The organism is Kribbella italica, assembly GCF_014205135.1.
GTDB lineage: Bacteria > Actinomycetota > Actinomycetes > Propionibacteriales > Kribbellaceae > Kribbella > Kribbella italica.
This window is the reverse complement of the sequence record NZ_JACHMY010000001.1, coordinates 6,636,000-6,658,923: the sequence shown is the minus strand read 5'-3', so window position 1 is coordinate 6,658,923 and position 22,924 is coordinate 6,636,000. Positions and strand designations below refer to the sequence as shown.

Genomic DNA, 22,924 nt, shown 5'->3' with positions numbered 1-22,924 from the left:
GGCTCAGCTGGGGTTGATGACCTCCAGCGGGAGGTGGAGCAGGCTGGAAACAGCCTTGAGGTCTGCTACCTGGTGACCGGTGCCAAGCGCCCAGTGGTGGGCTACGCCGGAGGCCGACCAGGCGTCGGTCCACTCGCCGGGGTCGCAGCCGAAGTCGACGCGGCTGGTGGTGTTGCCGATCTGGAGGAGAGGACCGGGAACGACCTCACCCTCGGAAGCGATCAGCTTGAACGTGCCGTCCCGAAGCTGGCCGAGCCCGAGCGCGGTCACCGGACCGTGCGCCACGTCGAACTCCACCGACACACCCCACCCACGCTTGCCGTGGTAGACCCCCAGCCCGCGCAGCAGCGGTTTCGCCGAGCTGATCGCGAGATGGGCCGGCCCGTCGTGCCCCATCTCGACCACGTTGTCGTGGAAGTTCAGTGCCTGCAACTCGGTGAACGAACCGCCCGCGCCGAGCTTGTCCATCATCAGCATCGCCAGCGAGGTCCGCAGCTCGTACTCCCCGGCCGCCGGCACACCCCTTGCCGTGAGCAACGATGCGCCGAGGATCATGCCGGCCGCGACCCGTTCGTGCGTCTCGCCGTCGAGGCCGCGGTGGTAGTACGCCAGGGTGTCGAGCTGGAAGTCCTCGACCAGCCGGTCCAGCGCGACCGACACCGTCGCGCCCCAGCGGAAGTCGTCCTCGACCACCGAGTCGTCGAGCGTGAACACTTCCTGGGCGACCTTCATCCGCGCCTCGGTCTCGGCCGCGGTCACCTTCTCGACCCGGACCCGGAGGTCGTCGATCTCCAGGATCTCGACGTGCCCGCCGAGCTGCGCGGAGACCAGGGTCGGGTCGGTGATCACGTCCATCATCCCGGGGTACAGATGTCCGAGCAGCCCGTGCCGCCCGTGCCGGAACGCAGCCCGTATGCCGGCCGCCTTCAGCCATCGACGGATCCTCGTCCACGCGCGCTCGTCCTCGAGGTACCCGGAGACCGACCGGAAGTCGATACCGCACCGCTCGAACGCGTTCGCCATCTCCGGCAGCGGGCAGGCGCCGCAGTACGCGAGCCAGGCTCCGGTGTCGAACGACGCGTGATCCATCGCCTCGGTGGGCTGCAGGTTGAGCAGCAGCACCGGTGCGCCGGAACGTTGTGCGACTGGGACCAGCATCGACGCGGTCATGTACGTCGTCAGGAACCCGACGATCAGGTCGCAATCCGCCAGCCGCAACTTCTCGGCCGCTGCGGCGCCTTCTTGGGCGTCGGAGATGAAGCCGACGTCGACGACCTCGCAGTCGAACTCGCCGAACCGCCCGGCTACTCGTCGCGCCGATGCCTGCAACTGCGGCAGCAGCTCCGGGAACTGCGGCCAGTAGGCACCGAGGCCACCTGCGACCAGTCCGATGCGGGTCTTGCGCGGCTCGACCCACGGCAGCAGACCGCCGCCGTCGACGGACCGGGCAGGATCAGCACTCCACATGGTCGTCCTCCTCGAGATAGAGCGGAGTCCCGCCCAGCAACATCTCGCCGTGGGTGGGAGTGACGCGGGGCGACCCCACGCCGCGGGTGGGACTGAGGCGGGGCGTCCCCTCGGCGCGGATCGCGGCGACGCCCGCCGACACCCCCGCGTGAGTGGGAGTGAGACGGGGCGCCCCCTCGGCGGGAGCCTTGGCGACGCCCAGCGACACCCCGGCGCGGGTGGGAGCGAGACGGAGCGTCCCCTTGGCGCGGATCGCGACGCCCGGCGACACCCCCGGGTGGGGCGCTCCGACGCGGAGCGTCACCTCGGCGGGAGGCTTGGTGAGGCGGGGTGGCAGCAGGCTGGTTGTCATGGGTGCCTCAGCGGAGGAATGCCGCGGCTACGCCGGCGTCTACTGGGACGTGGAGGCCGGTGGTGTGGGACAGGTCTCCGGCGGTCAGCGCGAAGACGCCGGCTGCGACGTGTTCCGGCAGGACCTCACGTTTGAGCAGTGTCCGCTGCGCGTAGAACGCGCCCAGCTCCGACTCCGGTACGCCGTACACCGCGGCGCGCTTCGCGCCCCAGCCCTTCGCGAAGATCCCGGAACCGCGCACCACGCCGTCCGGGTTGATGCCGTTCACGCGGATCCCGTACTCGCCGAGCTCCGCCGCGAGCAGCCGGACCTGGTGGGCCTGGTCGGCCTTGGCCGCGCCGTACGCCACGTTGTTCGGGCCGGCGAAGACGGCGTTCTTGCTGGAGATGTAGACGATGTCGCCGCCGATCCCCTGGTCGATCAGCACCTTCGCCGCGACCTTGGAGACCAGGAACGAGCCCTTCGCCATCACGTCGTGCTGCAGGTCCCAGTCGTGCTCGGTGGTTTCCAGCAGCGGCTTCGAGATCGACAGGCCCGCGTTGTTGACGATCAGGTCGACACCGCCGAACGCCAGCACCGCCTGCTCGAACGCCGCCGCGACCGCGGCCTCGTTCGACACGTCGGCGCCGACAGCGATCGCCTTGTCCGTCGTACCGATCTCCTTGGCGACGGCCTCTGCTGAGGCGGTGTCGAGGTCGGCAACCACCACGCACGCGCCTTCGGCCGCGAGCCGCAGCGCGATCGCCTTGCCGATGCCCGATCCACCGCCGGTGACGAACGCGACCCGGGTGGCGAGCGGCTTCGGCTTCGGCATCCGCTGCAGCTTCGCCTCCTCGAGGGCCCAGTACTCGATGCGGAACTTCTCGCGCTCGTCGATCGGCGCGTACGTCGAGACCGCCTCGGCCCCGCGCATCACGTTGATCGCGTTGACGTAGAACTCGCCGGCGACCCGGGCGGTCTGCTTGTCCTTGCCGAAGCTGAACATGCCGACCCCCGGCACCAGCACGATCGCGGGATCGGCACCGCGCATCGGCGGGCTGTCCGGCTCCTTGTGCCGGTCGTAGTAGGCCGCGTAGTCCTCGCGGTACTGCAGGTGCAGCTCCTTGAGCCGAGTCACCGCCTCCTCCAGCGGAGCGCTCGGCGGCAGGTCGAGCACCAGCGGCCGCACCTTCGTCCGGAGGAAGTGGTCCGGGCATGACGTCCCGAGCGCGGCCAGCTCGCCGAGCTTCTCGCGGGCGGTGAACTCCAGCACGACGTCCGCGTCGTTGAAGTGCCCGACCTGCGGGTTGTCCGTCGACGCGAGCCCGCGGATCACCGGCGCGAGCGCTGCGGCCCGCCGCCGTCGCTCCTCGTCCGGCAACGCCTCGAACCCCGGTACGACGGCGCCGAACGGCTCCGGCTTGCCGCGCTCGGCCAGGAACTGCTCGGCGGTGCGGATGATCTCGATCGAGTTCGCCTCGCACTCGGCCGAGGTGTCGCCCCAGGCCGTGATGCCGTGCCCGCCGAGGATGACGCCGATGGCCTGCGGGTTCTCCCGCTTGGTCTGCGCGATGTCCAGGCCGAGCTGGAACCCGGGCCGCCGCCACGGCACCCAGACCACTCGCTCGCCGAAGCACTCCGCGGTCAGCTTCTCGCCGTCCGCGGCGGTCGCCAGCGCGATCCCCGAGTCCGGGTGCAGGTGGTCGACGTGCGGAGCGTCGACCAGTCCGTGCATCGCGGTGTCGATCGACGGCGCCGCTCCGCCCTTGCCGTGCAGGCAGTAATCGAAGGCGGCGACCATCTCGTCCTCGCGGTCGACGCCGGGGTAGACGTCGACCAACGCGTTCAGCCGGTCGATCCGCAGCACGGCCAGGCCGGCCGCGGTCAGGGTGCCGAGGTCACCGCCGGAACCCTTCACCCAGACCAGGTCCACCGGCTGCTGGGTGACCGGGTCGGTCGCCGTGCCCTTGGCGGACGTGTTACCGCCGGCGTAGTTGGTGTTGCGCGGATCGGCACCCAGTCTGTTGCTTCGAGCAACAAGCTCGGTCGCGGTCTCGCTCACTGTCATGCTCCCCATCCGGCCTGCCGGCCGTCGGCTCGGTCCTTGGTGATCTGCTCGAAGTAGCCGCTGCGCTGGTACGCCGCGACCGGGTCGGGGTCGAGCCCTTGCTCGGTCCGCAGCTCGGCGAGCAGCGGCCGGACATCGGTGTTGTACGCGTCCATCAGCGCCGCGTTCGCGCCCAGCACGTCGCCGTCCTGCTGGGCCTTGCGCAGGGTGTCCCGGTCGACCAGCAGTGCCTTCGCGGTGGCTTCCTGGACGTTCATCACCGAGCGGATGATGGCCGGGATCTTCGCCTCGATGTTGTGGCACTGGTCGAGCATGAAGGCGATCCCGCGCTCGGGATCGAGCGCGTTGCCGCGAACGATCTCGTTCATGATCCGGAACAGCTGGAACGGGTCGGCCGCGCCCACCATCAGGTCGTCGTCGGCGTAGAAGCGGCTGTTGAAGTCGAACGCGCCGAGCTTGTCCACCCGGAGCAGGAACGCGACGATGAACTCGATGTTGGTGCCCGGCGCGTGGTGCCCGGTGTCGATGCAGACCGTCGCCTTCGGCCCGAGCTCCAGGCAGTGCGCGTACGACGTCCCCCAGTCCGGCACGTCGGTGGTGTAGAAGGCAGGCTCGAACAGCTTGTACTCCAGCAGCATCCGCTGGTCGGCGCCGAGCCGGTCGTAGACCTCCTTCAGCGCGGTCGCCAGCCGCTCCTGCCGGTCCTGGATGTCGTCCTGACCGGGGTAGTTCGTTCCGTCGGAGAACCACAGCTTGAGGTCCCGGGAGCCGGTCGCGTCCATGATGTCGACGCACTCCAGCAGGTGGTCGGTGGCCTTGCGCCGGATGCTCGGGTCCGGGTTCGTCACGCTGCCCAGCTTGTAGTCGTCGTCCTGGAACACGTTGCTGTTGATCGCCCCGAGCCGCACGCCGTGGTCCTTCGCGTACGCTGCCAGCGCCGCGTAGTCGTCGACCTTGTCCCAGGGGATGTGCAGCGCGACGCTCGGCGCGACGCCGGTGTGCTTGTGCACGACCGCGGCGTCGGCGATCTTCTCCTCCGGCGACCGCGGAACGCCCGGCTGGCTGAACACCTTGAACCGGGTGCCCGAGTTGCCGAACGCCCAGGAGGGCAGCTCGATCTCCTGCCGGCGCAGGGCGGATTTCACGGCTTCGGTCGTCATAGGTCAGTCCTTCGCAGGTGTGAGGTGGAAGATCTCGCGGAGCAGCAGGAACGACTCGTCGGGCGGCCGGCCGTCGATCCCGGTGAAGAAGTCGGTCATCTGGGCCTGCCAGCGCTCGTTCACCTCGGTCGCCGCCATCGCTTGCTGGGCCGCCTCCAGGTCGTCGGCCTCGACGTACCCGATCAGCAGGCCGTCGTCGCGGAGGAAGAGCGAGTAGTTGTGCCAGCCGGAGTCGCGGAGCGCGGCCTGCATGTCGGGCCACACGTCGCGGTGCCGTTCGACGTACTCGTCCAGCCGGTCGGGCTTGACCTGGAGGCAGAAGCAGTAGCGGTTCACGAGTGCTCCGGGATCAGAAGTCGAACTGGTCGATGTTGGCCGCGGTGAACTCGGTCGGGGGGCCGAGCACGATCTCGCCGGACGCTCCGACGGTGTATTCGCCGAGCTTGCCGGCCTTGAACTTCTCGCCCTGGGCGCCGGTGATCTGGCCGGACTTCAGGGCGGCGCCGGCGTACGCGGCCAGGTAGCCGATGTCGGCCGGGCTCCAGAGCGCGAACTTCTTCACCGTGCCGTCCTTGACGAACTGGCGCATCTGGTTCGGCAGGCCGAGCCCGGTGATCGCGACCTTGCCCTTGTAGTTGGACGAGCTGACGTACCGCGAGGCGGCGGCGATGCCGACCGTGGTCGGCGAGACGATCACCTTGAGGTTCGGGTAGGTCTGCAGCAGGCCCTGGGCCTCGGTGAAGGACTTCTGGTCGTCGTCGTTGCCGTAGGCGATCTTGACCAGCTTGAGCTTCTGGTTCGCGGGCTTGGCCAGCTCGGTCTTCATCACCTCGATCCAGGAGTTCTGGTTGGTCGCGTTCGGCGTCGCGGACAGGACGGCGATCTCACCGGAACCGCCGGCCAGCTCGCTGGCCATCTTCACCAGGCTCTCGCCGATGCCCTGCGTGGTCGCCTGGTTGATGAACGCGTCCCGGCAGGTCTTGGCCGCGTCGGAGTCGAAGGTGACGACCTTGATCCCGGCCTTGCGGGCCTGGTTCAGCGAGGGGCAGACCGCGTTCGGGTCGTTGGCGGCGATCGCGATCACGTCCTGCTGCTGCTGGATCAGGGTGTTGATGTAGCTGACCTGCGACGAGGCACTCGCGTCGTTCGGCCCGACCAGCTTGTACTCGCCCTTGATCTCGCCGACCGCGACCTTGCCGCCGCCGACCTCGACGTCGGTGTAGGGGTTGTTCAGCTGCTTGGGCAGATAGGCGATCTTCAGACCCTCCTTCAGCGGCGCGTTCGGGTCGGCCGCGGCCGACGTCGAGGCGCTCGGCGCCGCGGTCGCGTCACTCGCGGTGCTCTCCTTGGTCGTGCCACCGCCGCAGGCGGTCAGCGCGAGGGACAGGACGGCCACCGCCGAGAGCGGGACCGCCGTACGGCGGGACAGGCGGAAGGTCATGAGAGGTCCTTTCTGGACGGTGACCCAGAGGTTGGTTCGGTGCGGTGCCGGCGGCGTTGCACCGCGGTACGGACGGCGTTGGCGAGGTTCGGAGCGAGAACCGAGGCGATCAGCAGGACACCCGTCACGACGTTGAGCGCCTCGTTGGAGACGTCGGACAGGCGGAGCGCGTTCTGCAGGGAGGCGAGCAGGACGACGCCGGCGATCACTCCCGGCAACGCACCCTTGCCGCCGAAGATCGACACCCCACCGAGCAGCACCGCGGCGACCACCGCGAGCTCCAGACCGGCGCCGTTGTCGGCGCGGGCGCTGGAGTACCGCAGGGTCCAGAGCACTCCGGCCAGGCCCGCGACCAGACCGCTCACGACGTACAGCCAGAACTTGAGCCGGCCGGGACGGACGCCGGCGAATCGCGCTGCCTGCTCGCTCGCTCCGACGGCGAAGACCGCGCGGCCGACCGGCGTCGCGTGCAGGACCACGCCGAACACGATGGCGAGGATCACCACGATGATCAGCACGTTCGGGATCGAGGTGCCGCCGATCGTGCCGGTCACCCAGTCGGTGTAAAGCGCCGGGAAGTCGGCGACCGCGCTGTCACCGAGCACGACGAAGGCCAGGCCGCGGTAGAGCGCCAGGGTGCCGATCGTGACCGCCAGCGAGGGCAGGCCGAGCACGGTGACGAAGAAGCCGTTCACCGCACCGAGCACCGCGCCCAGCAGCAGGCAGACCGGGATGATCGTCTCGATCGGCTGGTTCGCGTTCCACAGGTAGCCCATCAGGGCGCTCGAGAGACCGAGCGTGCTGGCCACCGAGAGGTCGATCTCGCCGGTCACGATCACCAGCGTCATCGGCAGCGCGACCAGGGCGATCGGCAGCAGGTCGAGGACCAGGAAGCCGAAGTTCTGCGAGGTGCCGAAGTTGTCGACGCTCGCCGCCGCCACGATCAGCACCAGCACGGTCAGGGCGATGATCGCCACGTTCCAGTTCGCGAACCGGCCGGCCAGGTGGCCCGGGCGGTCGGTGAGCGCCGCGGTCTCAGCTGACATGGGAGCCTCGCTTCTTCAACGTCGCGGCGACCCGGGCCGCGACCAGCCGATCGGCACCGATCGCGAGCAGGATCAGACCGCCGACGATCGCCTGCTGCCAGAACTGGTTGATCTCGAGAACGGCCAGCGCGCTGCCGATCGTGGTCAGCAGCAACGCGCCGAGCGCCGCACCCCAGACCGACCCGCTGCCACCGAAGACGGCGACACCGCCGACCACGACCGCGGCGACCACGTTCAGCTCGTAGCCGGTGCCGGCGGCGGCGTCGATCGTGCCGAAGCGGGCGGCGAACAACACCCCCGCCAGACCGGCCAACGCGCCGCTGACCAGGAAGGCCGCGACCGTACGACGCCCGACCGCGATCCCGGCCAGCTTGGCTGCCTGCGGGCTCGAACCCATCGCGTAGAGCTCGCGGCCGGCCCGGTAGTTGCGCAGCACCAGGCCGGTGACGACCAGGACCAGCAGGGCGATCAGCACCAGGTACGGCACCGAGACGAGGGACGCGTTGCCGAAGTCGAGAAAGCCCTGCGGCAGCTCGTCGGCGTTGATCTGCTGACCACCGGCCCAGAAGTAGGTGATGCCGCGGACGACGTACAGCGTGCCGAGGGTGACGACCAGGGCCGGGACGTTGCCGTACCGAACCAGGACGCCGTTGGCGGCGCCGCAGATCCCTCCGACCGCGGCGCCGACCAGCAGGGCGACCACGACCGGGAGCCCCGGATTGTCCCGGAGCAGCGTGCCGACGGTGAAGGCGCTCAGTCCGAGCACCGAGCCCACCGAGAGGTCGATGTTGCGGGTGATCACCACCACGGCCTGGCCGACCGCCAGAACGGCCAGGATCGCGGTGCCGAGCAGGATGTCGCGGATGCTCTGCCCGGACAGGAACCGGGGGTTCGAGATCGCGGTCACCGCGACCAGCAGGACCAGCGCGATCACGATGCCCAGCTCACGGGCCCGGAGCACCACGTCGAGCGAGGATCTGCGCGCGGTCACGCCGGGCAGCCCGACGGCCGTCATACGGTCACCTCCTGACCGGTGGCGGCGAACATCACGGACTCCTCGGTGGCGTCGGCCCGGTCGAGCGCGGCGACCAGCCGGCCCTCGCGCATCACCAGCACGCGATCGGCCATGCCCAGCACCTCGGGCAGCTCCGACGAGACCATCAGAACGGCGACCCCTTCCGCGGCCAGGCTGGACATCAACCGGTGCACCTCGGCCTTGGTCCCGACGTCGATTCCGCGGGTGGGCTCGTCGACGATCAGCAGTTTCGGTGCCATCGACAACCATTTCGCCAGCACGACCTTCTGCTGGTTGCCGCCGGACAGCGTGCCGACCTCGTCGCTGAGCCGTCCGTACTTGGTCTTCAGCCGCGTGGTCCACTCCTTCGCCGACCGGCGCTCACTGCTGCCGGTCAGGAAACCCAGCTGGGACAGGGCTCTCGACCGCGGGAGCGTGACGTTCCGCTCGATCGACAGCTCCATCAGCAGGCCCTGCTGACGACGGTCCTCCGGGACCAGCGCGACCCCGGCGGCCATCGCGGCGCGGGGCGAGCCGGGCTTGAGCTTGCGCCCACCGACCTCGACCGTGCCGCCGTCGCGCGGGTCGACGCCGAAGATCGACTGCACCACCTCGGACCGGCCCGACCCGACCAGGCCTGCCAGCGCGACGATCTCGCCGGCCCGGACCTCGAAGTCGATGTCGACGAACACCGGGTCCCGGCGCAGGCCGCGCACCGACAGCACCACGGCGCCCGGTGTCACGTCCTGCTTGGGGAACAGCGCGTCGAGATCACGCCCGACCATCCGGCGGACCATCTCGTCGACGCTGAGCGCCGCCAGTGGATCGGTGGAGACGTGCTTGCCGTCGCGCAGGATCGTCACCTTCTCGCAGAGCGCGGTGATCTCCTCGAACCGGTGCGAGATGAACACCAGCGCCGCACCGTCGTCCCGCAGGGACCGGGCGACCGCGAACAAGCGCTCGACCTCGACCCCGGTCAACGCGGCGGTCGGCTCGTCCATCACCACCACCCGGGCGTCGGCCGACAGCGCCTTGGCGATCTCCACCAGCTGCTGGTCGGCGATCGACAACCCGCGGGCCGGCCGGTTCGGCGCGATGGACACGCCGAGCCGGGCGAACAGCTGCTCGGCCTGGCGCTGCATCGCGGCCCGGTCGATGGTTTTGAAACGACCCAGCGGTTGCCGGCCCATCGCGATGTTCTCCGCGACGGACAGGTCCGGGAACAGCGTCGGCTCCTGGTAGATCACCGCGATACCGGCCGCCTTGGCGTCGGCGGGGGTGGACAGCTCGATCGGGGCGCCGTCCAGCTCGAGGGTGCCGGAGTCCGGACGGTGCACGCCGGCCAGCATCTTCACCAGCGTGGACTTGCCCGCGCCGTTCTCCCCGACCAGCGCGTGCGCCTCCCCGCCGTACAGGTCGAAGGACACGTTCTGGACGGCGGCGACCGCGCCGAACGACTTCGAAACTTCACGCACCCGTAGCACCGGAGTCTCCGTCGCCATCGTCACCTCCGAAGATCTCGATCAGTTCGTTGCTGAAAGGTTTCAAGAAGATTGCCCGACGGCGAGGCCGAGCGTCAAGGGGCAGAGGGGAAGTCTGTGGACAACCACAGGCGGACCCTGCGGACAACCACAGTCCGGACAGGTACGCTTCGTGAGCTATCACGTTTCAAGCGGGGAGGTCACGTGGCTCCACCCAGCGCATCAGGACGCGCCGGAGCGCCGGATCCTGCCTCCGACCGCGGCGGCAACGGACAGACTCCGCGCGGCGGTGCCTCCCAGCGCGCCGGCGGCGGTACGCCGAGGAGCGGCTCGCCTGCGCCGCGCGCTCCCCGTACGGCTTCGACGCGGACGGGTTCAGCCGCTCCACGAGCCGGAGCGCCACGTGGCAGCGCGGCCGCGCCGAGGACCGCTGCGTCACCCTCGCGAGGCGGAGCACCTGCTCCTCGTACGGGAAGAACGCCGCGCGTCCCGGTGAAGCGCATCCCGGCGGCCGCCGTACCGGGTGAGGCCACGACGCCTGCCGCGCGAGTGGCTGGGCGTGGCCGTGGACGTGGTGCGGCTGGAGTCAAGGACGTGGCCGCGGCAGCGGGAGTGTCGCTGGGGACCGTGTCCAACGTGCTGAACCGGCCGGAAATGGTCAGCCCCACCACCCGGGCCAAGGTCGAGGCTGCGATGGAGTCGCTCGGCTTCGTCCGCAACGAGTCGGCCCGTCAGTTGCGGGCGGGCAGCAGCCGGATCCTGGCGTACCTGATGCTCGACGCCGGCAACCCGTTCTTCACCGACGTCGCCAAGGGCGTGGAGGAGGCGGCTCGCGAGGCGGGTCTGTCGGTCTTCCTCTGCAACAGCAACGAGGACGCGGCGCGCGAGGCGGACTACCTCGATCTGCTCGAGCAGCAACGCGTCCAGGGCGTGCTGATCACGCCGATCGACCCGCACACACCACGGATCACCACGCTGCCGATGCGCGGTACGCCGGTCGTCGTGGTCGACCGTTCGCTCGACGAGGGCATGCACTGCTCGGTCGCGGTGGACGACGTGCTCGGCGGCGAGGTCGCGCTGGGCCACCTGATCGAGCTCGGCCACGAGCGGATCGCCTTCGTCGGCGGGCCGAACACGATCGGCCAGGTCACCGACCGGCTCGAAGGTGCCCGGAACGCCTTGCAGGACGCGGGTCTACCCGCGGAGAACCTGGTCGAGCTCACCACTGCCGCGCTGACCGTCGCCGAGGGGCGGGGCGCCGGCCAGCGGCTCGCTGGGCTGCCGGCGGACCGCCGGCCGACGGCGGCGTTCTGCGCGAACGACCTGCTGGCGCTGGGGCTGCTGCAGCAGTGCGTCAGCCTCGGGCTGCGCGTGCCGGAAGACCTGGCGATCGTCGGGTACGACGACATCGAGTTCGCCGCGGCGGCCGCCGTACCGCTGACGTCCGTGCGGCAGCCGCGTCACCTGCTCGGCAAGACCGCCGCCGAGCTGCTGCTCGACGAGTCGTCGAATCCGGACCACGAGCACCAGAAGGTCACCTTCACGCCGGAGCTCGTCGTACGGACCTCTACCCGCGGCAAGGCCGCTGGGCAGGGCCTCAGCTGAGATCGCCGGGCAGGCCGCCGTTCGCGACGAGGGCGATGACGTCGTCGGTCGAGCGGAGGGCCGCCACCAGGCCGGGGTCGGGTGTGGCGAAGACACCGGGCAGATCGGCTTCGCCCTGGGACGGGTCCGGGGTGTAGGCGAGGCGCTCGTCGGACAGGGAGAACGCGGTGGTGACGCCGGGCTTGTCGCCGCGCGGGTCCTGCCGGTACCAGATGCCGTCGAGCTGTACGGCGGTGAGGCCGTGCAGGAAGAAGCCGCCCTTACCGTCAGCCAGGCGTTGGTAGCAGATGCCGGCCGGCACGCCCTCGGCGCGGAGCAGCGCGGTCAGGAGGTGGGCCTTACCGTGGCACAGGCCGGCGCCGTGAGCGAGCACCTCGGACGCGGCGACCGTCGGGCGGGGGTCGCCGATGTCCATCGAGTGCTTCACCTCGTCGCGGGTGAACTCGAAGGCGGCGCGCGCGAAGTCCGTCGTACCGGGGCGGTCGCGGCGGAGCCGGGCGGCGGTCTCGGTGATGGCGGGGTGGGTCGCGTCGATCACTGCGTCGGAGGCCAGGAAGTCGTTCACAGCTTGGAGCCTGCCACGGACTGTCCATGATGCGAAGCCATTTGTCTCAGGAAGCGAGCGGTCGGATTGACCTGGAGTGAACTCCGGATCAGATCGTGGAGGGCATGACTGATCTGAAGATGGCACTCGGGGCGATGCTGTTCGGTACGACGATCGACGAGCGGACGTCGTTCGCTCTGCTGGACCAGTACGTCGACGCAGGTGGGCAGTGGATCGACACGGCCGACTGCTACGCGTTCTGGGTGGACCCGAGCGGGCGCGGCGGGAAGAGCGAGGAACTGCTCGGGCGGTGGTTCGCGCAGCGGCCCGGCGTACGGGATCGGGTGAAGGTGGCGACCAAGGTCGGCTGCGAGCCGCTCTGGCCGGGCAGCTTCCCGGAGCACTCGAAGGGGCTGTCCACGAAGGCGATCGACGAGGCGGTGGAGACGTCGCTGCGGCGGATGGGGATCGACCACGTCGACCTCTACCTGGCCCACCGCGACGATCTGCAGACCCCTCTGGAGGAGACCGTCGCCGCCTTCGGCAAGCACGCGGCCGCCGGCACGATCGGCCGCGTCGGACTGTCCAACTACGCGCTCTGGCGAGTCGAGCGCGCCCGGGGCATCGCCGAGCGGCTGGGCGTCACCGGGCCGACCGCGTTGCAGCTGCGCTACTCGTACCTGCAGCCGCGTCCCTTCGTCCGGAACCACATCCACGACCACCGCTTCGGCTGGATCACCGACGAGTTCCTCGACTACGCCGACCAGAACCCGTCGCAGGAGCTGTTCGCGTACACCCCACTGATGTCCGGGAGCTATGAACGCCCCGACCGCCCGTTCGACGAAGCCTTCGACCACCCCGGCACCACCCGCCGCCTGGCGGCCCTCACCCAAGCCGCCACCACCCTCGGCGTCACCCGCAGCGAGGCAGTCCTCGCCTGGCTCACCGGCGGCTCCCCCGCGGTCACCCCAGTCGTCGGCGTCAGCACTCCGGACCAGCTCACCCACGCCCTCTCCGGCGCCCGCCTGACCCTGCCCACCGACGTCCGCGCCGCCTTGGACGAAGCCTGGTAAGCAGAAGGTTGGCTCCAGGGGCTCCTCCGGAGAGCGGGTTTCGTGCCACGCTTTGCGGGTGGACAGGGATGGGTTCTGGGGGCTGGTGGACGCGGCCCGGGAGCAGGTTGACGACACGGTCGTGGATCCGGACGGGGTCGCGGATGCGCTGATCAAAGAGCTGGGTGGGCTGGCGGCCGAGGAGATCGTCGGGTTCGGGGTGCAGTTGGAGTTGCTGCTGAGCCAGGCCTACCGGTGGGATCTGTGGGGTGCTTCCTACCTGCTCAACGGTGGGATGGGGGACGACTCGTTCGACCACTTCCGGGGGTGGCTGGTGGTGCAGGGGCGTGAGGTCTGGGAGGCCGCGCTGGCTGATCCGGACTCGTTGGCGGACGTGGTCGACGAGGACCTGGAGGACACCAGCGAGCTGTTCGACGGGGAGGCGGTGCTCGCGGTCGGGGCGGAGGCCTACAGCGCGGTGGCCGGGTCGGAGAAGGCGTTCTGGGCGGCGGTCGACGCGGGAACGCCGGACTCGCCGGACGTGCCGGCGGGCGAGGATTTCGACTTCGACGACAAGAGCGAAATGGAGTCGCGGTTCCCGCGGCTGGCCGCGCTCTACCTGGAGGGTTAGGCCGGTTCGCCACCGATGCGTTCGATGAAGGTGCGCAGCGAGCGGCGCCAGCCGGCTTGGCCTGCGTCGGGGTCGGCTGCGGCGAGGCTGACCAGGTGCTGGGTCATCTCGAAGCCGGCGACCGCCTCCTGCAGGGCGGTGAGGGTCTCTTCGGGCAAGGGCTCCCGGTCCGCCAGGACCTCGTCGCCGCGGTCGGGCACGACCTGGTGAGTCGTCCAGCTGCCGAGCCCGTCGGGGACCAGCAGCTCGGGGACCAGCGACTCGTGGGACAGCGACGCCAGGTCGCGGTTCCCGTTGTCGATGCTGAAGATCGTCGTACCGCGGCGCCGGACGTCCTCGATGCGTTCCAGCAGGGTGTCCGCCGGGTTGGCCTCGGAGACGATCAGCAGGGACTCGCCCTTGCCGGAGTCGCGGAGGCGGTCCAGGCCGATCGCCAGGTGCGGCGGAGCGTCCGGCGGCGGAGCCCAGCGGACCAGTGAGGGCCTGACGTCCTCCACGCCGGCCCGGTGCAGCTCGTCGTCCAGGTGCGCGGTCAGGTGCCACGGCTCGTCGTCGGGCGGGCCGAACAGCATCAGCCCGCCTCTGCGCGTCGTGTAGCGCCGCAGCGAGTGGGCGAACGACGTGGTCCGGGTGCCCAGCTCGGTGCCGGTCAGCATCTCGCGCAGCAGCGACGCCTTGGTGAGGTCCACAAGCCCAACCTGACACATGACACCGGCTACCGCGACCCCGCCGTACGGCGTGAGGTGGGTCACGCCGGCGTGACGGATGCGTGGCTGGACCCGACCAACCTTTCAAGCGGCACTTCGGACGGGGGGTGCCGCCCACGGTTCGCCGGTGACCGCAGGGGGTGCCGGCGGACCGTCACCCCAACGAGAGGACAAGCACGATGAGCTTGGCAGACAAGGCGAAGAACGCGGCGGAAGACCTGGCCGGCAAGGCCAAGGAGGCCGTCGGCAAGGTGACCGGTGACGAGGACCTGAAGGCCGAGGGTCAGACCGACCAGAGCAAGAGCGACCTGAAGCAGGCCGGCGAGAAGGTCAAGGACGCCTTCAAGAAGTAGTGATGCGTTCCGCCCGGGACTGCAAGTAGTTCCGCTCCGGGACCGAGGTTGTCCGGCGAGCTGCCAGCAGGTAGCTCGCCCGGGCGCCGTCCAGGTCGCCGGACATCTCCAGCAGGTGCGCCTTGACCGCCTCCAACCGGTGGTGGTCCTTCATCCGGCCATCGGACTCCAGCGGCTCGAGCAACGCGAGCCCCTCCTTCGGCCCGACGGCCATGGCCACCGCCACCGCGTGGTTGAGCCGGACCATCGGGTTGTCCGAGATCTGCTCGAGCACCTGGTACAGCGCGACGATCTGCCGCCAGTCGGTGTCTTCGGCCCGCTCGGCAGTCCCGTGCACGGCGGCGATCGCCGCCTGCACCTGGTACGGCCCCAACTGGGTCCGGGCCAGCGCATCCGAGACCAGGTGCTCGCCCTCGACGATGGCCGGCCTGTTCCACTTCAACCGGTCCTGCTCCTCCAGCGGGATCAGGGAGCCGTCGGCCGCGGTCCGGGCCGGTCGGCGCGCGTCGGTGAGCAGCATGAGCGCCAAGAGGCCGGCCACTTCGCCGTCATCCGGCAGCAGCCGCCGTACGCCGCGGACCAGCCGGATCGCCTCCGTGGTCAGCTCGGCGCTGTGCAGGTCGTCGCCGGACGACGCGGTGTAGCCCTCGTTGAAGATCAGGTACAGCACGTGCAGCACCGCGCCCATCCGCGCATCCCGCTCGGCCTCCGGCGGCATCTCGAACGACGAGCCGGCCTGCTTGATGCTCCGCTTGGCGCGGCTGATCCGCTGCGCCATCGTTGCCTCAGGCACCAAAAACCCGGCCGCGATCTGCGCGGTGGTGAGACCGCCGACCGCTCGCAGCGTCAGCGCGATCTGCGAGGCCGGCGACAGCGACGGGTGGCAGCACAGAAACAGCAGCGTCAGCGTGTCGTCGCGGCCGCCCGGGTCGTCGATCTCCGGGCTCGGGGCCACGAACTCCTCCGGCGAGGCCGTCAGGGCGGCGTTCTCCTCGCGCCGCCGCCGGGCCGATTCGCTGCGCAGCAGGTCGGTCAGCCGGCGCGACCCGACCCGGATCAGCCAGCCCCGCGGGTTGTCCGGCACGCCTTCGCCCGGCCACTGCTGGGACGCGGCGAGCAACGCCTCCTGGACCGCTTCCTCGGCCAGGTCGAAGTGCCCGTAGTGCCGGACCAGCGCACTCAGGACCTGCGGCGTCTGCTCCCGCAGCAGGAGCTCGAAGTCGTGGTTCACATCTCCAGCCCGGACGCGTCCATCACCGGCCGGACCTCCACCGCCACGTACTTGGCGTCCGGCATCCGCGCGGCGTAGTCGATCGCCTGGTCGATGTCCTCGCACTCCACCAGGTAGAAGCCCGCCAGGTGCTCCTTGGCCTCGGCGTACGGGCCGTCGGTGGTGCTGCGGGTGTTGTCGGCGTCCACCGAGACCGTCCGGGTGGTGATGGGGTCGGCCAGCCCGGCCGCGCTGACCAGCAGACCCTGCTCGGTCAGCTCGCGGGTCAGGTCCTGGTGCGACCGCGACAGGTCCTCCCGCTGCTCGGCGGACAGTCCCGCCCAGCTCTCCGGGTTGGAGTAGATCAGCAGCATGTACTTCACGGTCACCATCCTGACGGTCGACGAGGTCCCTGTAACCCCTCTCGCCCGGTACGTCGGAACAACGCCCCCGGATTCGACAGTGCCCGAATGTCGAGCCGGTGCCGTGCGGCGCCGACGTTCTCCGTGACAACCACCCGTCGTACGGAGGACCTCATGCCGAAACGCTGGCTCGCGCTGGCCCTGCTCTGCCTGACCGGCTTCATGATCATCCTGGACGCGTCGATCGTGCTGGTCGCCGTACCGTCGATCGAGCAGGACCTGACCTTCTCGTCCGGCGGCGTCCAGTGGGTCCCCAGCGGCTACGCGCTGATGTTCGGCGGCCTCCTCCTGCTGGGCGGGCGGGTGTCCGACCTGCTGGGCCGGCGGCGGGTGCTGATCGTCGGCCTGGCCGTCTTCGCCGGCTCGTCCCTGCTCTGCGGCTTCGCCTGGTCAGGTGACGCGCTGGTCCTGGCCCGCGGGCTGCAGGGGATCGCGGCCGCCGTACTGGCTCCCAGTGCGCTCTCCATCGTGATGACCACGTTCCCGGACGGCCCGGAGCGCAACAAGGCGCTGGGCATCTGGGGCGCGACCAGCGGAGTCGGCGGTACGGCGGGGTCGCTGATCGGCGGCCCGGTGACGGACGGGCTCGGCTGGCAGTGGATCTTCTTCATCAACGTGCCCGTGTGCCTACTGGTCATCGCACTGGCGCCAGTACTGCTGCAGGACAGCCGTGGCCCCGGCAAACGCGGCTTCGACCTCACCGGAGCGGTCACTGTGACCGCCGCCCTCATCGTGCTCGTGTACGCCGTGATCGAGGCGCCGGAGTCGTCCGCCGGACGCACCACGCTGCTGGCGCTCGTCTCAGCCGCTCTGTTCGCCCTGTTCGTCCTGGTGGAGAAGCGGTCGGCAGCTCCGCTCGTACCGCTGAGGCTGTTCCGCTCGCGCGCACTGATCGGCGGGAACCTGATCACGATCGCCTTCGGGCTCGGCGCGTTCGGGCTGAACTACGTCTACACGCAGTACGCCCAGCTCGCGCTCGGCATCTCGGCGATCCAGTACGGGCTGATGTCCTCGGTACTGGCAGCCGCGGCGGTCTGCGGCTCGATGGTCGGGCAGAACCTGGTCACGCGGGTCGGCGCTCGCCCGGTCGCCGCGGTGTCACTGCTGCTGACCGGTGTCGGCGCTACGGCGATGAGCAGGCTGACGGTGGAGTCCGGCTACTTCGAGCTGGCCTTCTGGGGGCTGACCTTCTTCGGAGCCGGCCTGGGCGCCGGTACGGTCGCCGGGTCCATCTCCGCCCTGGCTCAGGTGACCGGGGACGACGCCGGCGTCGCCTCAGGGCTGCAGAACGCCAGCTTCCAGATCGGTGGAGCAGTCGGCATCGCCGTACTGTCTGCTGTCGCTACGGCGCACAGCAGCGGCTCCAGCCCGGCTGGACTGACTGCCGGCTACCGCGTTGCTTTCGCGGCGTGCTGGGCCTTCGTCGCGGTCGGACTGGTCGGCGCAGGGCTGTTGAGGACCCGCGCTACGGAGCCGACAGCAGCGTCCCCCGCAGCTCAACCCGGTCACCGATGATCGCGGCGACCTGGCCGGCGATCTCCTCGGCCCGCTCGTCGGACGTGTCGATCATGAAGTAGCCGGCGACCTGTTCCTTCGCCTCGCCGTACGGGCCGTCGGTGATCACCCGGACACCGTCGCGGATCCGCACGACCTTGCCGGAGCTGGGGAAGTTCAGCCCTTCGGAGCTGACCAGCTCGCCGGACGCGGCCAGCGCGTGCTTCAGCGCGGTCAGGGACCGGATCGCCGCGACGTCGTCGGCGGAGCCGGTCCACGTGTTGTCGGTGTTGCCGAAGATGAGGACCAGGTACTTCATCCTCGGGATGCTAACGAACCGACGGGACCCCGCAAGCCCGAAGGCCCGCGGGGTCCCGTCGTTCAGCTGTTCGCGACTCAGAACCAGTGGCGTCGTCCCCCGACAGCGCGCCCGGTCGATCCGAGGATGAACAGCACTGCTCCGATCACGAGCAGGATGATCCCGATGGTCCACAGGATCGGGATACTCAGGAAGAATCCCAGCAGTAGCAGGATCAGTCCGAGGATGAGCATGAAGCCTCCTTAGTCATGACGCCGCCCAGGCGGGGGTGGCGGCTCGACTCCTGTGCCCAGTCCGGACGCAGCGCCAAACGTCCAACGGTCGTTTGATCAGTTCCAGCCGAACCGCGGGGTGCGCTTCTCGGTGAACGCGCGCACACCCTCGGTCAGTTCACCGCTCGAGATCGTCTCCTGGTACCGCTTGTACGCCGTCTGGTCAGCGTCTTCGCCCGCCAGCAAGGAGTTCACGGTTTCCTTCGCGGAACGGTTCGTCAGCTGCGACCGGGCGACCAGTTTCGCCGCGAAAGCGTCGACGTCGACGTCCAGGTCGTCGGCGGCCACGACCCGGTCGACCAGCCCCTTCAGCTCGGCCTGGCCGGCGGACAGCAGCTCACCGCTGAACAGCAGGTACTTCGTCGTCGCCGGTCCGACCAGGTCGAGCAGCACCTTGACCGCGGCCGGCGGGTAGACCACACCGATCCGGGCCGGCGTGACACCGAACGTGCTGCCGTGCGCCGCGAACCGGAAGTCGCAGTTGACCGCGATCTCCAGCCCGCCGCCGATGCAGTGCCCGCGGATCACCGCGAGCGTCGGCTTCGGGAACTCCCGCAGCGCCGCCTGGGCGCGCAGGTTCGCGGCCCGGATCTCGGCCATCGGGTCGGCCGGATCGGCGCCGGCGACCAGCTCGGAGATGTCCGCCCCGGCGGAGAACGTCGGCCCGGCCCCGGAGACCACCAGGACCTTGACCGCCGGGTCCACCGCGAGCGGCTCGAGCAGTCCCGGCAGCGCCTCCCACATCTCCCGGGTCAGGGCGTTGCGCTTGCCGACCCGGTCGATCACCAGCCGGGACACCTCACCGGTCACGATCCTGAAGCCCTGATCCATGACACGCAGTGAAACAGACCGTACGGCGCGGCGCCGCCGGCAAGATCACACCCCGTTCAGCGTGAAATCCGGCGGCGACACGTTCGTAATGCGTTAAAACTCGCGCGGAGTTGGGAGACCGAGTGGTTTCTGTGCTTGACTCCTCCGGTCGATAACGTTTTGGTCTCGACCGATTGGGAAATTCAGTGACTGAAGGACGGCATAGACAGGCGCGGCACCGTCAACCGCGCCGTAAGGTCATCCGCCCCGGCATCGTGAAGGTTGCGGTCCCCGGCGCGGCGGTGGCGCTGATGGCCACCGGGTCGGCAGTCGCCTTCCCCGACCAGGCCCCGACGGTCGATGCCCCGCTCGCAAGCTCTCCCCTGCAGCTTGCGCGTGAGACCCAGACCAGCCGGGACGCGTACCGCCCGCCGCTCGACCTGAAGCCGAGCACCCCGCCTTCGGCCAAGCCGAAGGCCCCGCCGGTCGCCAAGCACCTGAAGAAGCAGGCGCCGATCCCGACGAAGACGGCGAAGACCCGCGCCGCGGAGACGGTCAAGACGCAGCCGCTGAAGATCACCGGCAGCAAGTTCACCACCACGGACCTGAACGTCTGGACCGCGCCCGAGCAGAAGGGCAGCCTGCTGACCGTCCTGTCCAAGGGCAGCAAGGTCTCGGTCACCGGCGAGGTCCAGGGCGCCTGGGCGCAGATCGTCCGCAACGACGTGGCCCGCTGGGTCAAGGCCGAGTACCTGTCGGCCACCAAGCCGGTGGCCGAGGCCGAGGAGGCCGCCGACGGCGTCTCGTCGAAGGCCTGCAAGTCCGGCTCGGGTGTCGAGGACGGCCTGTCCGCCGACGCGATCCGGGTGCACCGCGCCGTCTGCGCGCTGTTCCCGTCGGTGTCGTCGTACGGCGGTGTCCGCTCCGGCGACGGCGGCGAGCACGGCAGCGGCCGCGCGCTCGACATCATGGTGACCGGCTCGACCGGCGACGAGATCGCGGCGTACGTGCGCTCGCACGCCAAGGAGCTCGGCGTCAGCGAGGTCATCTGGGAGCAGCGGATCTGGACCGTGCAGCGCGGCAGCGAAGGCTGGCGCGGCATGGAGGACCGCGGCGGCGCGACCGCCAACCACTTCGACCACGTCCACGTCACCGTCTACGGCAGCGAGGGCACGGTCTAAGCACGCTCGGGGCCTTGAACCGCCCTGCCGAAAGGGCCCGGACATCACGTCCGGGCCCTTTCGACGTGTTCAGGGCCTGATGTTGTGGTTCAGGCGGAACAGGTTCTCCGGGTCGTAGCGCCGCTTGATCGCGCGCAGCCGGGTGTGGTCGGTCGTCGCGTACGCCGTGGAGGTGCGGGCCGGGTCGGCGAGGAAGTTGACGAACGTCCGCCCAGTCGGGCGCAGGACCTCGGCCAGCTCGGGGACCTCCTGGTCGATGATCAGCGAGTACGGCGCCCCGCGGTGCGCGACCGGTCCTGCACCGGGTCCGGGGTTGGCCATCGCGCCGGACCAGTGGCGGAGCTCGACGGTCGGGCCGTCGAGCGCCGCGAGCGCGTCGAGCAGGTCGTCGGGCAACTCGTCGACCAGGTCGAGGTAGCGGGCCGGCGTGCCGCCCATCGCGGTCTCGGCGAAGGCGGTCGTCCGCAGCTCGCCGTCGAGGATCGGGCCGGCGACGGCGTACAGCGGCTTGAGCAGGTGCTCGGCGAGCGCGGCCTCCGCGGCGTACAGGATCTTGAGGCCGATCATGCGTCGGCCGTCGCGGGTCGACAGGGTGATCGCGGTGCTCAGGTCGTTGGGGATCGTGGTGGTCCAGTCGCGGTACGCCTTCAGGGTCGCGGCGTCGGCGGCGAAGTAGAGGATGCCGGCGTACACCTCGCTGACCGGGTAGAGGCGAAACTCGAGCGACGTGACGATGCCGAAGTTGCCGGTGCCGCCGCGGATCGCCCAGAAGAGGTCCGGGTGCTCGTCCGCGGTGGCCGTGACGACGCGGCCGTCGGCGGTGACCACCTCGGCGCGGATCACGCTGTCGGCGGCGTACCCGAACTTGCGGGCCAGCCAGCCGACGCCCCCACCGAGCGTGTAGCCGGTCACGCCGACGTCGCGGGACGAACCGGCGAGGCCCACGAGCCCGAAGTCCTGGGCCGCGTCGAGGACAGCGCCCCAGCGCACGCCCGGCCCGACCTTGGCGATCCGGCGCTCGGGGTCGATCAGGAGCGACGTCATCGCGGACGTCTTGAGCAGGATCCCGCCGTCGGCCGGCACCCGCGTGCCGTGCCCGGTCGCCTGGACCGCGATCGGTACGCCGTACTCACGAGCCATCCGTACGGCGGCCTGCACGTCACTGCGCGCGAACGCCTCGGCGACCACGAGCGGCCGCGAGTCGAACGTCGGCACCAGTGCGCGCCGCTGCTCGTCGTACTGGGCGTCGCCCGGCTGGTGGATCGCGCCGTTGAACCCGTTCCCGAGCAGCCCCGCCACCACGTCGGCGCCGACTGCCTGAATCACCTGCACGCTCATCCCGCGCTCCGTTCTCCCTGGTCTCACAGGTAAGTCGAGCGAGGGAGCGCGAAATCGACACGGTGCGGAGAACTATTTCGGCAGGGCCTGCAGCCGCTCGGTGTCGGCGAGGATGTTGATCTCGACGATCCGGCCGTCGCGGACCTCGACGGCCATCACGCCGAACAGCTCGCCGTTCATCACCGTGATCACGCCGGGTGCGCCGTTGACCGTCGCGACCTGCGTGTACGGCGCCATCCGCGCGAACAGCAGCGCCTGCTCGACGACCGCCTTCGCGCCCTGCACGAACCGCGACGCTGCGAGAGCGTCTGCGGGCACCCGGCCGGCGTCGGCCCGCAGTACAACGTTCGGATCCAGTACGGCGAGCAGTGCCTCGAAATCGCCGTCGCGCGCTGCGGTCAGGAACGCCTCGATCGCCTCGCGCTGGCGGCCCACGTCTCCGTCGCCGGTCGGCGCACCCTGGACCCGCCGCCGCGCCCGGCTCGCCAGCTGCCGGGTCGCCGCCGAGCTCTTGTCGAGGATCAGCGCGACCTCGTCGAAGCTCACCGCGAACAGGTCGTGCAGCACGAAGGCGATCCGCTCAGCCGGCGACAGCGCCTCCAGTACAACGAGCATGGCCAGCCCGACCGCGTCGGCCTGGAGGACCTCCTCCTCCGGGTCCAGCCAGCTCACCACCGGGTCCGGCACCCAGGTGTCGATCGGGTCCTCCCGCCGCGACTTGCGCGACCGCAGCAGGTCTAGGCAGACCCGGGAGACCACCGTGGTGAGCCAGCCGGTCAGATTGGCCACCTCACTCACGTCCGACCGGCTCAGGCGCAGCCAAGCCTCCTGGACCGCGTCCTCGGCCTCACTGATCGAGCCGAGCATCCGGTACGCCACCGCACGCAGATGGCCGCGGTCCTGCTCGAACTGGCGGGCTAGGTCGTCCTGGTGATCCACCGCCCCATTCTCCCGCCTGAGGGTCCCACCGACCCGTG

The 22,924-nt window shown here is 70.0% G+C and carries 24 protein-coding genes; 6 read left to right on the top strand and 18 right to left on the bottom strand.

Features of this window, described 5'->3' with window-relative positions; all coding sequences use genetic code 11:
• Window positions 1–3: 3 nt before the first annotated feature.
• From HDA39_RS31095 to HDA39_RS31055, 9 genes are read right to left on the bottom strand one after another with little or no spacing between them, the layout of a single operon-like run.
• Complete coding sequence (locus tag HDA39_RS31095; RefSeq protein ID WP_184801255.1) at window positions 4–1,467, bottom strand: L-fucose/L-arabinose isomerase family protein; 1,464 nt, start codon at window positions 1,465–1,467, stop codon at window positions 4–6.
• Window positions 1,454–1,819 carry a hypothetical protein gene (locus tag HDA39_RS31090; RefSeq protein ID WP_184801253.1) on the bottom strand — a complete coding sequence of 122 codons (366 nt, stop codon included), beginning with the start codon at window positions 1,817–1,819 and terminating at the stop codon, window positions 1,454–1,456. Before HDA39_RS31090 ends, HDA39_RS31095 begins: the two co-directional genes overlap by 14 nt.
• 7 nt (window positions 1,820–1,826) lie before the next feature.
• The gene (locus HDA39_RS31085) at window positions 1,827–3,866 is read right to left on the bottom strand and encodes a bifunctional aldolase/short-chain dehydrogenase (RefSeq protein WP_184801251.1); all 2,040 of its coding nucleotides are present in this window, start codon (window positions 3,864–3,866) and stop codon (window positions 1,827–1,829) included.
• Window positions 3,863–5,026, bottom strand: a complete 1,164-nt coding sequence (gene rhaI, locus HDA39_RS31080; protein ID WP_184801249.1) for an L-rhamnose isomerase — start codon at window positions 5,024–5,026, stop codon at window positions 3,863–3,865. Before rhaI ends, HDA39_RS31085 begins: the two co-directional genes overlap by 4 nt.
• Window positions 5,027–5,029: 3 nt before the next feature.
• Window positions 5,030–5,362, bottom strand: coding sequence for an L-rhamnose mutarotase (locus tag HDA39_RS31075; protein ID WP_184801247.1), 333 nt, complete (start codon window positions 5,360–5,362; stop codon window positions 5,030–5,032).
• Between the two features lie 13 nt (window positions 5,363–5,375).
• Window positions 5,376–6,467 carry a rhamnose ABC transporter substrate-binding protein gene (gene rhaS, locus HDA39_RS31070; protein ID WP_184801245.1) on the bottom strand — a complete coding sequence of 364 codons (1,092 nt, stop codon included), beginning with the start codon at window positions 6,465–6,467 and terminating at the stop codon, window positions 5,376–5,378.
• A complete protein-coding gene (locus HDA39_RS31065; RefSeq protein WP_184801243.1) occupies window positions 6,464–7,513 on the bottom strand; it encodes an ABC transporter permease in 1,050 nt (349 codons plus the stop codon). The genes rhaS and HDA39_RS31065 overlap by 4 nt, the downstream gene beginning before the upstream one ends.
• Complete coding sequence (locus HDA39_RS31060; protein WP_184801241.1) at window positions 7,503–8,528, bottom strand: ABC transporter permease; 1,026 nt, start codon at window positions 8,526–8,528, stop codon at window positions 7,503–7,505. Before HDA39_RS31060 ends, HDA39_RS31065 begins: the two co-directional genes overlap by 11 nt.
• Entirely contained in the window at window positions 8,525–10,003 is a 1,479-nt protein-coding gene (locus HDA39_RS31055) for a sugar ABC transporter ATP-binding protein (protein ID WP_337925966.1), read from the bottom strand. Before HDA39_RS31055 ends, HDA39_RS31060 begins: the two co-directional genes overlap by 4 nt.
• Window positions 10,004–10,501: 498 nt before the next feature.
• Between HDA39_RS31055 and HDA39_RS43485 the strand changes: the two genes are divergently transcribed.
• Window positions 10,502–11,614, top strand: coding sequence for a LacI family DNA-binding transcriptional regulator (locus tag HDA39_RS43485; RefSeq protein WP_337925965.1), 1,113 nt, complete (start codon window positions 10,502–10,504; stop codon window positions 11,612–11,614).
• Here HDA39_RS43485 and HDA39_RS31045 read toward each other — a convergent pair.
• On the bottom strand, window positions 11,607–12,179 hold the full coding sequence (locus HDA39_RS31045; protein WP_184801237.1) for a transglutaminase domain-containing protein: 573 nt from the start codon (window positions 12,177–12,179) through the stop codon (window positions 11,607–11,609). The two genes, HDA39_RS43485 and HDA39_RS31045, sit on opposite strands and share 8 nt — an antisense overlap.
• 104 nt (window positions 12,180–12,283) lie before the next feature.
• Here HDA39_RS31045 and HDA39_RS31040 point away from each other — a divergent pair, with 104 nt between their 5' ends.
• Both HDA39_RS31040 and HDA39_RS31035 read left to right on the top strand, forming a co-directional pair.
• Entirely contained in the window at window positions 12,284–13,231 is a 948-nt protein-coding gene (locus HDA39_RS31040; RefSeq protein ID WP_184801235.1) for an aldo/keto reductase, read from the top strand.
• A gap of 58 nt (window positions 13,232–13,289) precedes the next feature.
• Complete coding sequence (locus HDA39_RS31035; protein WP_184801233.1) at window positions 13,290–13,841, top strand: DUF4240 domain-containing protein; 552 nt, start codon at window positions 13,290–13,292, stop codon at window positions 13,839–13,841.
• On the opposite strand, the gene HDA39_RS31030 is transcribed toward HDA39_RS31035, so the two are convergent.
• Window positions 13,838–14,530 carry a hypothetical protein gene (locus HDA39_RS31030; RefSeq protein WP_184801232.1) on the bottom strand — a complete coding sequence of 231 codons (693 nt, stop codon included), beginning with the start codon at window positions 14,528–14,530 and terminating at the stop codon, window positions 13,838–13,840. The genes HDA39_RS31035 and HDA39_RS31030 overlap by 4 nt on opposite strands.
• A gap of 197 nt (window positions 14,531–14,727) precedes the next feature.
• Between HDA39_RS31030 and HDA39_RS31025 the strand changes: the two genes are divergently transcribed.
• The gene (locus HDA39_RS31025) at window positions 14,728–14,901 is read left to right on the top strand and encodes a CsbD family protein (RefSeq protein ID WP_184801230.1); all 174 of its coding nucleotides are present in this window, start codon (window positions 14,728–14,730) and stop codon (window positions 14,899–14,901) included.
• Here HDA39_RS31025 and HDA39_RS31020 read toward each other — a convergent pair.
• Complete coding sequence (locus tag HDA39_RS31020; RefSeq protein ID WP_184801228.1) at window positions 14,891–16,132, bottom strand: DUF6596 domain-containing protein; 1,242 nt, start codon at window positions 16,130–16,132, stop codon at window positions 14,891–14,893. The genes HDA39_RS31025 and HDA39_RS31020 overlap by 11 nt on opposite strands.
• Entirely contained in the window at window positions 16,129–16,485 is a 357-nt protein-coding gene (locus tag HDA39_RS31015) for a YciI family protein (RefSeq protein WP_238357101.1), read from the bottom strand. Before HDA39_RS31015 ends, HDA39_RS31020 begins: the two co-directional genes overlap by 4 nt.
• 162 nt (window positions 16,486–16,647) lie before the next feature.
• On the opposite strand from HDA39_RS31015, the gene HDA39_RS31010 reads away from it, so the two are divergent.
• On the top strand, window positions 16,648–18,048 hold the full coding sequence (locus tag HDA39_RS31010) for an MFS transporter (protein WP_184801224.1): 1,401 nt from the start codon (window positions 16,648–16,650) through the stop codon (window positions 18,046–18,048).
• Here the strand turns inward: HDA39_RS31010 and HDA39_RS31005 are convergent.
• The 3 genes from HDA39_RS31005 to HDA39_RS30995 all read right to left on the bottom strand — a co-directional run bounded on the left by HDA39_RS31005 (window position 17,999) and on the right by HDA39_RS30995 (window position 19,449).
• Window positions 17,999–18,346, bottom strand: coding sequence for a YciI family protein (locus HDA39_RS31005; protein WP_184801223.1), 348 nt, complete (start codon window positions 18,344–18,346; stop codon window positions 17,999–18,001). The two genes, HDA39_RS31010 and HDA39_RS31005, sit on opposite strands and share 50 nt — an antisense overlap.
• A 77-nt stretch (window positions 18,347–18,423) precedes the next feature.
• Complete coding sequence (locus HDA39_RS31000; protein WP_184801221.1) at window positions 18,424–18,579, bottom strand: DUF6131 family protein; 156 nt, start codon at window positions 18,577–18,579, stop codon at window positions 18,424–18,426.
• Window positions 18,580–18,675: 96 nt separating this feature from the next.
• Window positions 18,676–19,449, bottom strand: a complete 774-nt coding sequence (locus HDA39_RS30995; RefSeq protein WP_184801219.1) for an enoyl-CoA hydratase/isomerase family protein — start codon at window positions 19,447–19,449, stop codon at window positions 18,676–18,678.
• 254 nt (window positions 19,450–19,703) lie between these two features.
• On the opposite strand from HDA39_RS30995, the gene HDA39_RS30990 reads away from it, so the two are divergent.
• Complete coding sequence (locus HDA39_RS30990; RefSeq protein ID WP_337925964.1) at window positions 19,704–20,609, top strand: SH3 domain-containing protein; 906 nt, start codon at window positions 19,704–19,706, stop codon at window positions 20,607–20,609.
• Between the two features lie 69 nt (window positions 20,610–20,678).
• Here HDA39_RS30990 and HDA39_RS30985 read toward each other — a convergent pair whose 3' ends face one another.
• Together HDA39_RS30985 and sigJ are read right to left on the bottom strand one after the other, a co-directional pair.
• Window positions 20,679–21,947: an FAD-binding oxidoreductase gene (locus tag HDA39_RS30985; protein ID WP_184801217.1), complete on the bottom strand. Its 1,269-nt coding sequence runs from the start codon at window positions 21,945–21,947 to the stop codon at window positions 20,679–20,681.
• Window positions 21,948–22,019: 72 nt separating this feature from the next.
• Entirely contained in the window at window positions 22,020–22,886 is an 867-nt protein-coding gene (gene sigJ / locus HDA39_RS30980; protein WP_184801215.1) for an RNA polymerase sigma factor SigJ, read from the bottom strand.
• Window positions 22,887–22,924: the final 38 nt, after the last annotated feature.

What these genes read in the sequence shown, in the direction of transcription:
- HDA39_RS31095 (WP_184801255.1), bottom strand. Translation starts at nt 1,467, where the DNA reads ATGTGGAGTGCTGATCCTGCCCGGTCCGTCGACGGCGGCGGTCTGCTG.
- HDA39_RS31090 (WP_184801253.1), bottom strand. Translation starts at nt 1,819, where the DNA reads ATGACAACCAGCCTGCTGCCACCCCGCCTCACCAAGCCTCCCGCCGAG.
- HDA39_RS31085 (WP_184801251.1), bottom strand. Translation starts at nt 3,866, where the DNA reads ATGACAGTGAGCGAGACCGCGACCGAGCTTGTTGCTCGAAGCAACAGA.
- rhaI (WP_184801249.1), bottom strand. Translation starts at nt 5,026, where the DNA reads ATGACGACCGAAGCCGTGAAATCCGCCCTGCGCCGGCAGGAGATCGAG.
- rhaS (WP_184801245.1), bottom strand. Translation starts at nt 6,467, where the DNA reads ATGACCTTCCGCCTGTCCCGCCGTACGGCGGTCCCGCTCTCGGCGGTG.
- HDA39_RS31065 (WP_184801243.1), bottom strand. Translation starts at nt 7,513, where the DNA reads ATGTCAGCTGAGACCGCGGCGCTCACCGACCGCCCGGGCCACCTGGCC.
- HDA39_RS31060 (WP_184801241.1), bottom strand. Translation starts at nt 8,528, where the DNA reads ATGACGGCCGTCGGGCTGCCCGGCGTGACCGCGCGCAGATCCTCGCTC.
- HDA39_RS31040 (WP_184801235.1), top strand. Translation starts at nt 12,284, where the DNA reads ATGACTGATCTGAAGATGGCACTCGGGGCGATGCTGTTCGGTACGACG.
- HDA39_RS31025 (WP_184801230.1), top strand. Translation starts at nt 14,728, where the DNA reads ATGAGCTTGGCAGACAAGGCGAAGAACGCGGCGGAAGACCTGGCCGGC.
- HDA39_RS31015 (WP_238357101.1), bottom strand. Translation starts at nt 16,485, where the DNA reads ATGCTGCTGATCTACTCCAACCCGGAGAGCTGGGCGGGACTGTCCGCC.
- HDA39_RS31010 (WP_184801224.1), top strand. Translation starts at nt 16,648, where the DNA reads ATGCCGAAACGCTGGCTCGCGCTGGCCCTGCTCTGCCTGACCGGCTTC.
- HDA39_RS31005 (WP_184801223.1), bottom strand. Translation starts at nt 18,346, where the DNA reads ATGAAGTACCTGGTCCTCATCTTCGGCAACACCGACAACACGTGGACC.
- HDA39_RS31000 (WP_184801221.1), bottom strand. Translation starts at nt 18,579, where the DNA reads ATGCTCATCCTCGGACTGATCCTGCTACTGCTGGGATTCTTCCTGAGT.
- HDA39_RS30995 (WP_184801219.1), bottom strand. Translation starts at nt 19,449, where the DNA reads ATGGATCAGGGCTTCAGGATCGTGACCGGTGAGGTGTCCCGGCTGGTG.
- HDA39_RS30985 (WP_184801217.1), bottom strand. Translation starts at nt 21,947, where the DNA reads ATGAGCGTGCAGGTGATTCAGGCAGTCGGCGCCGACGTGGTGGCGGGG.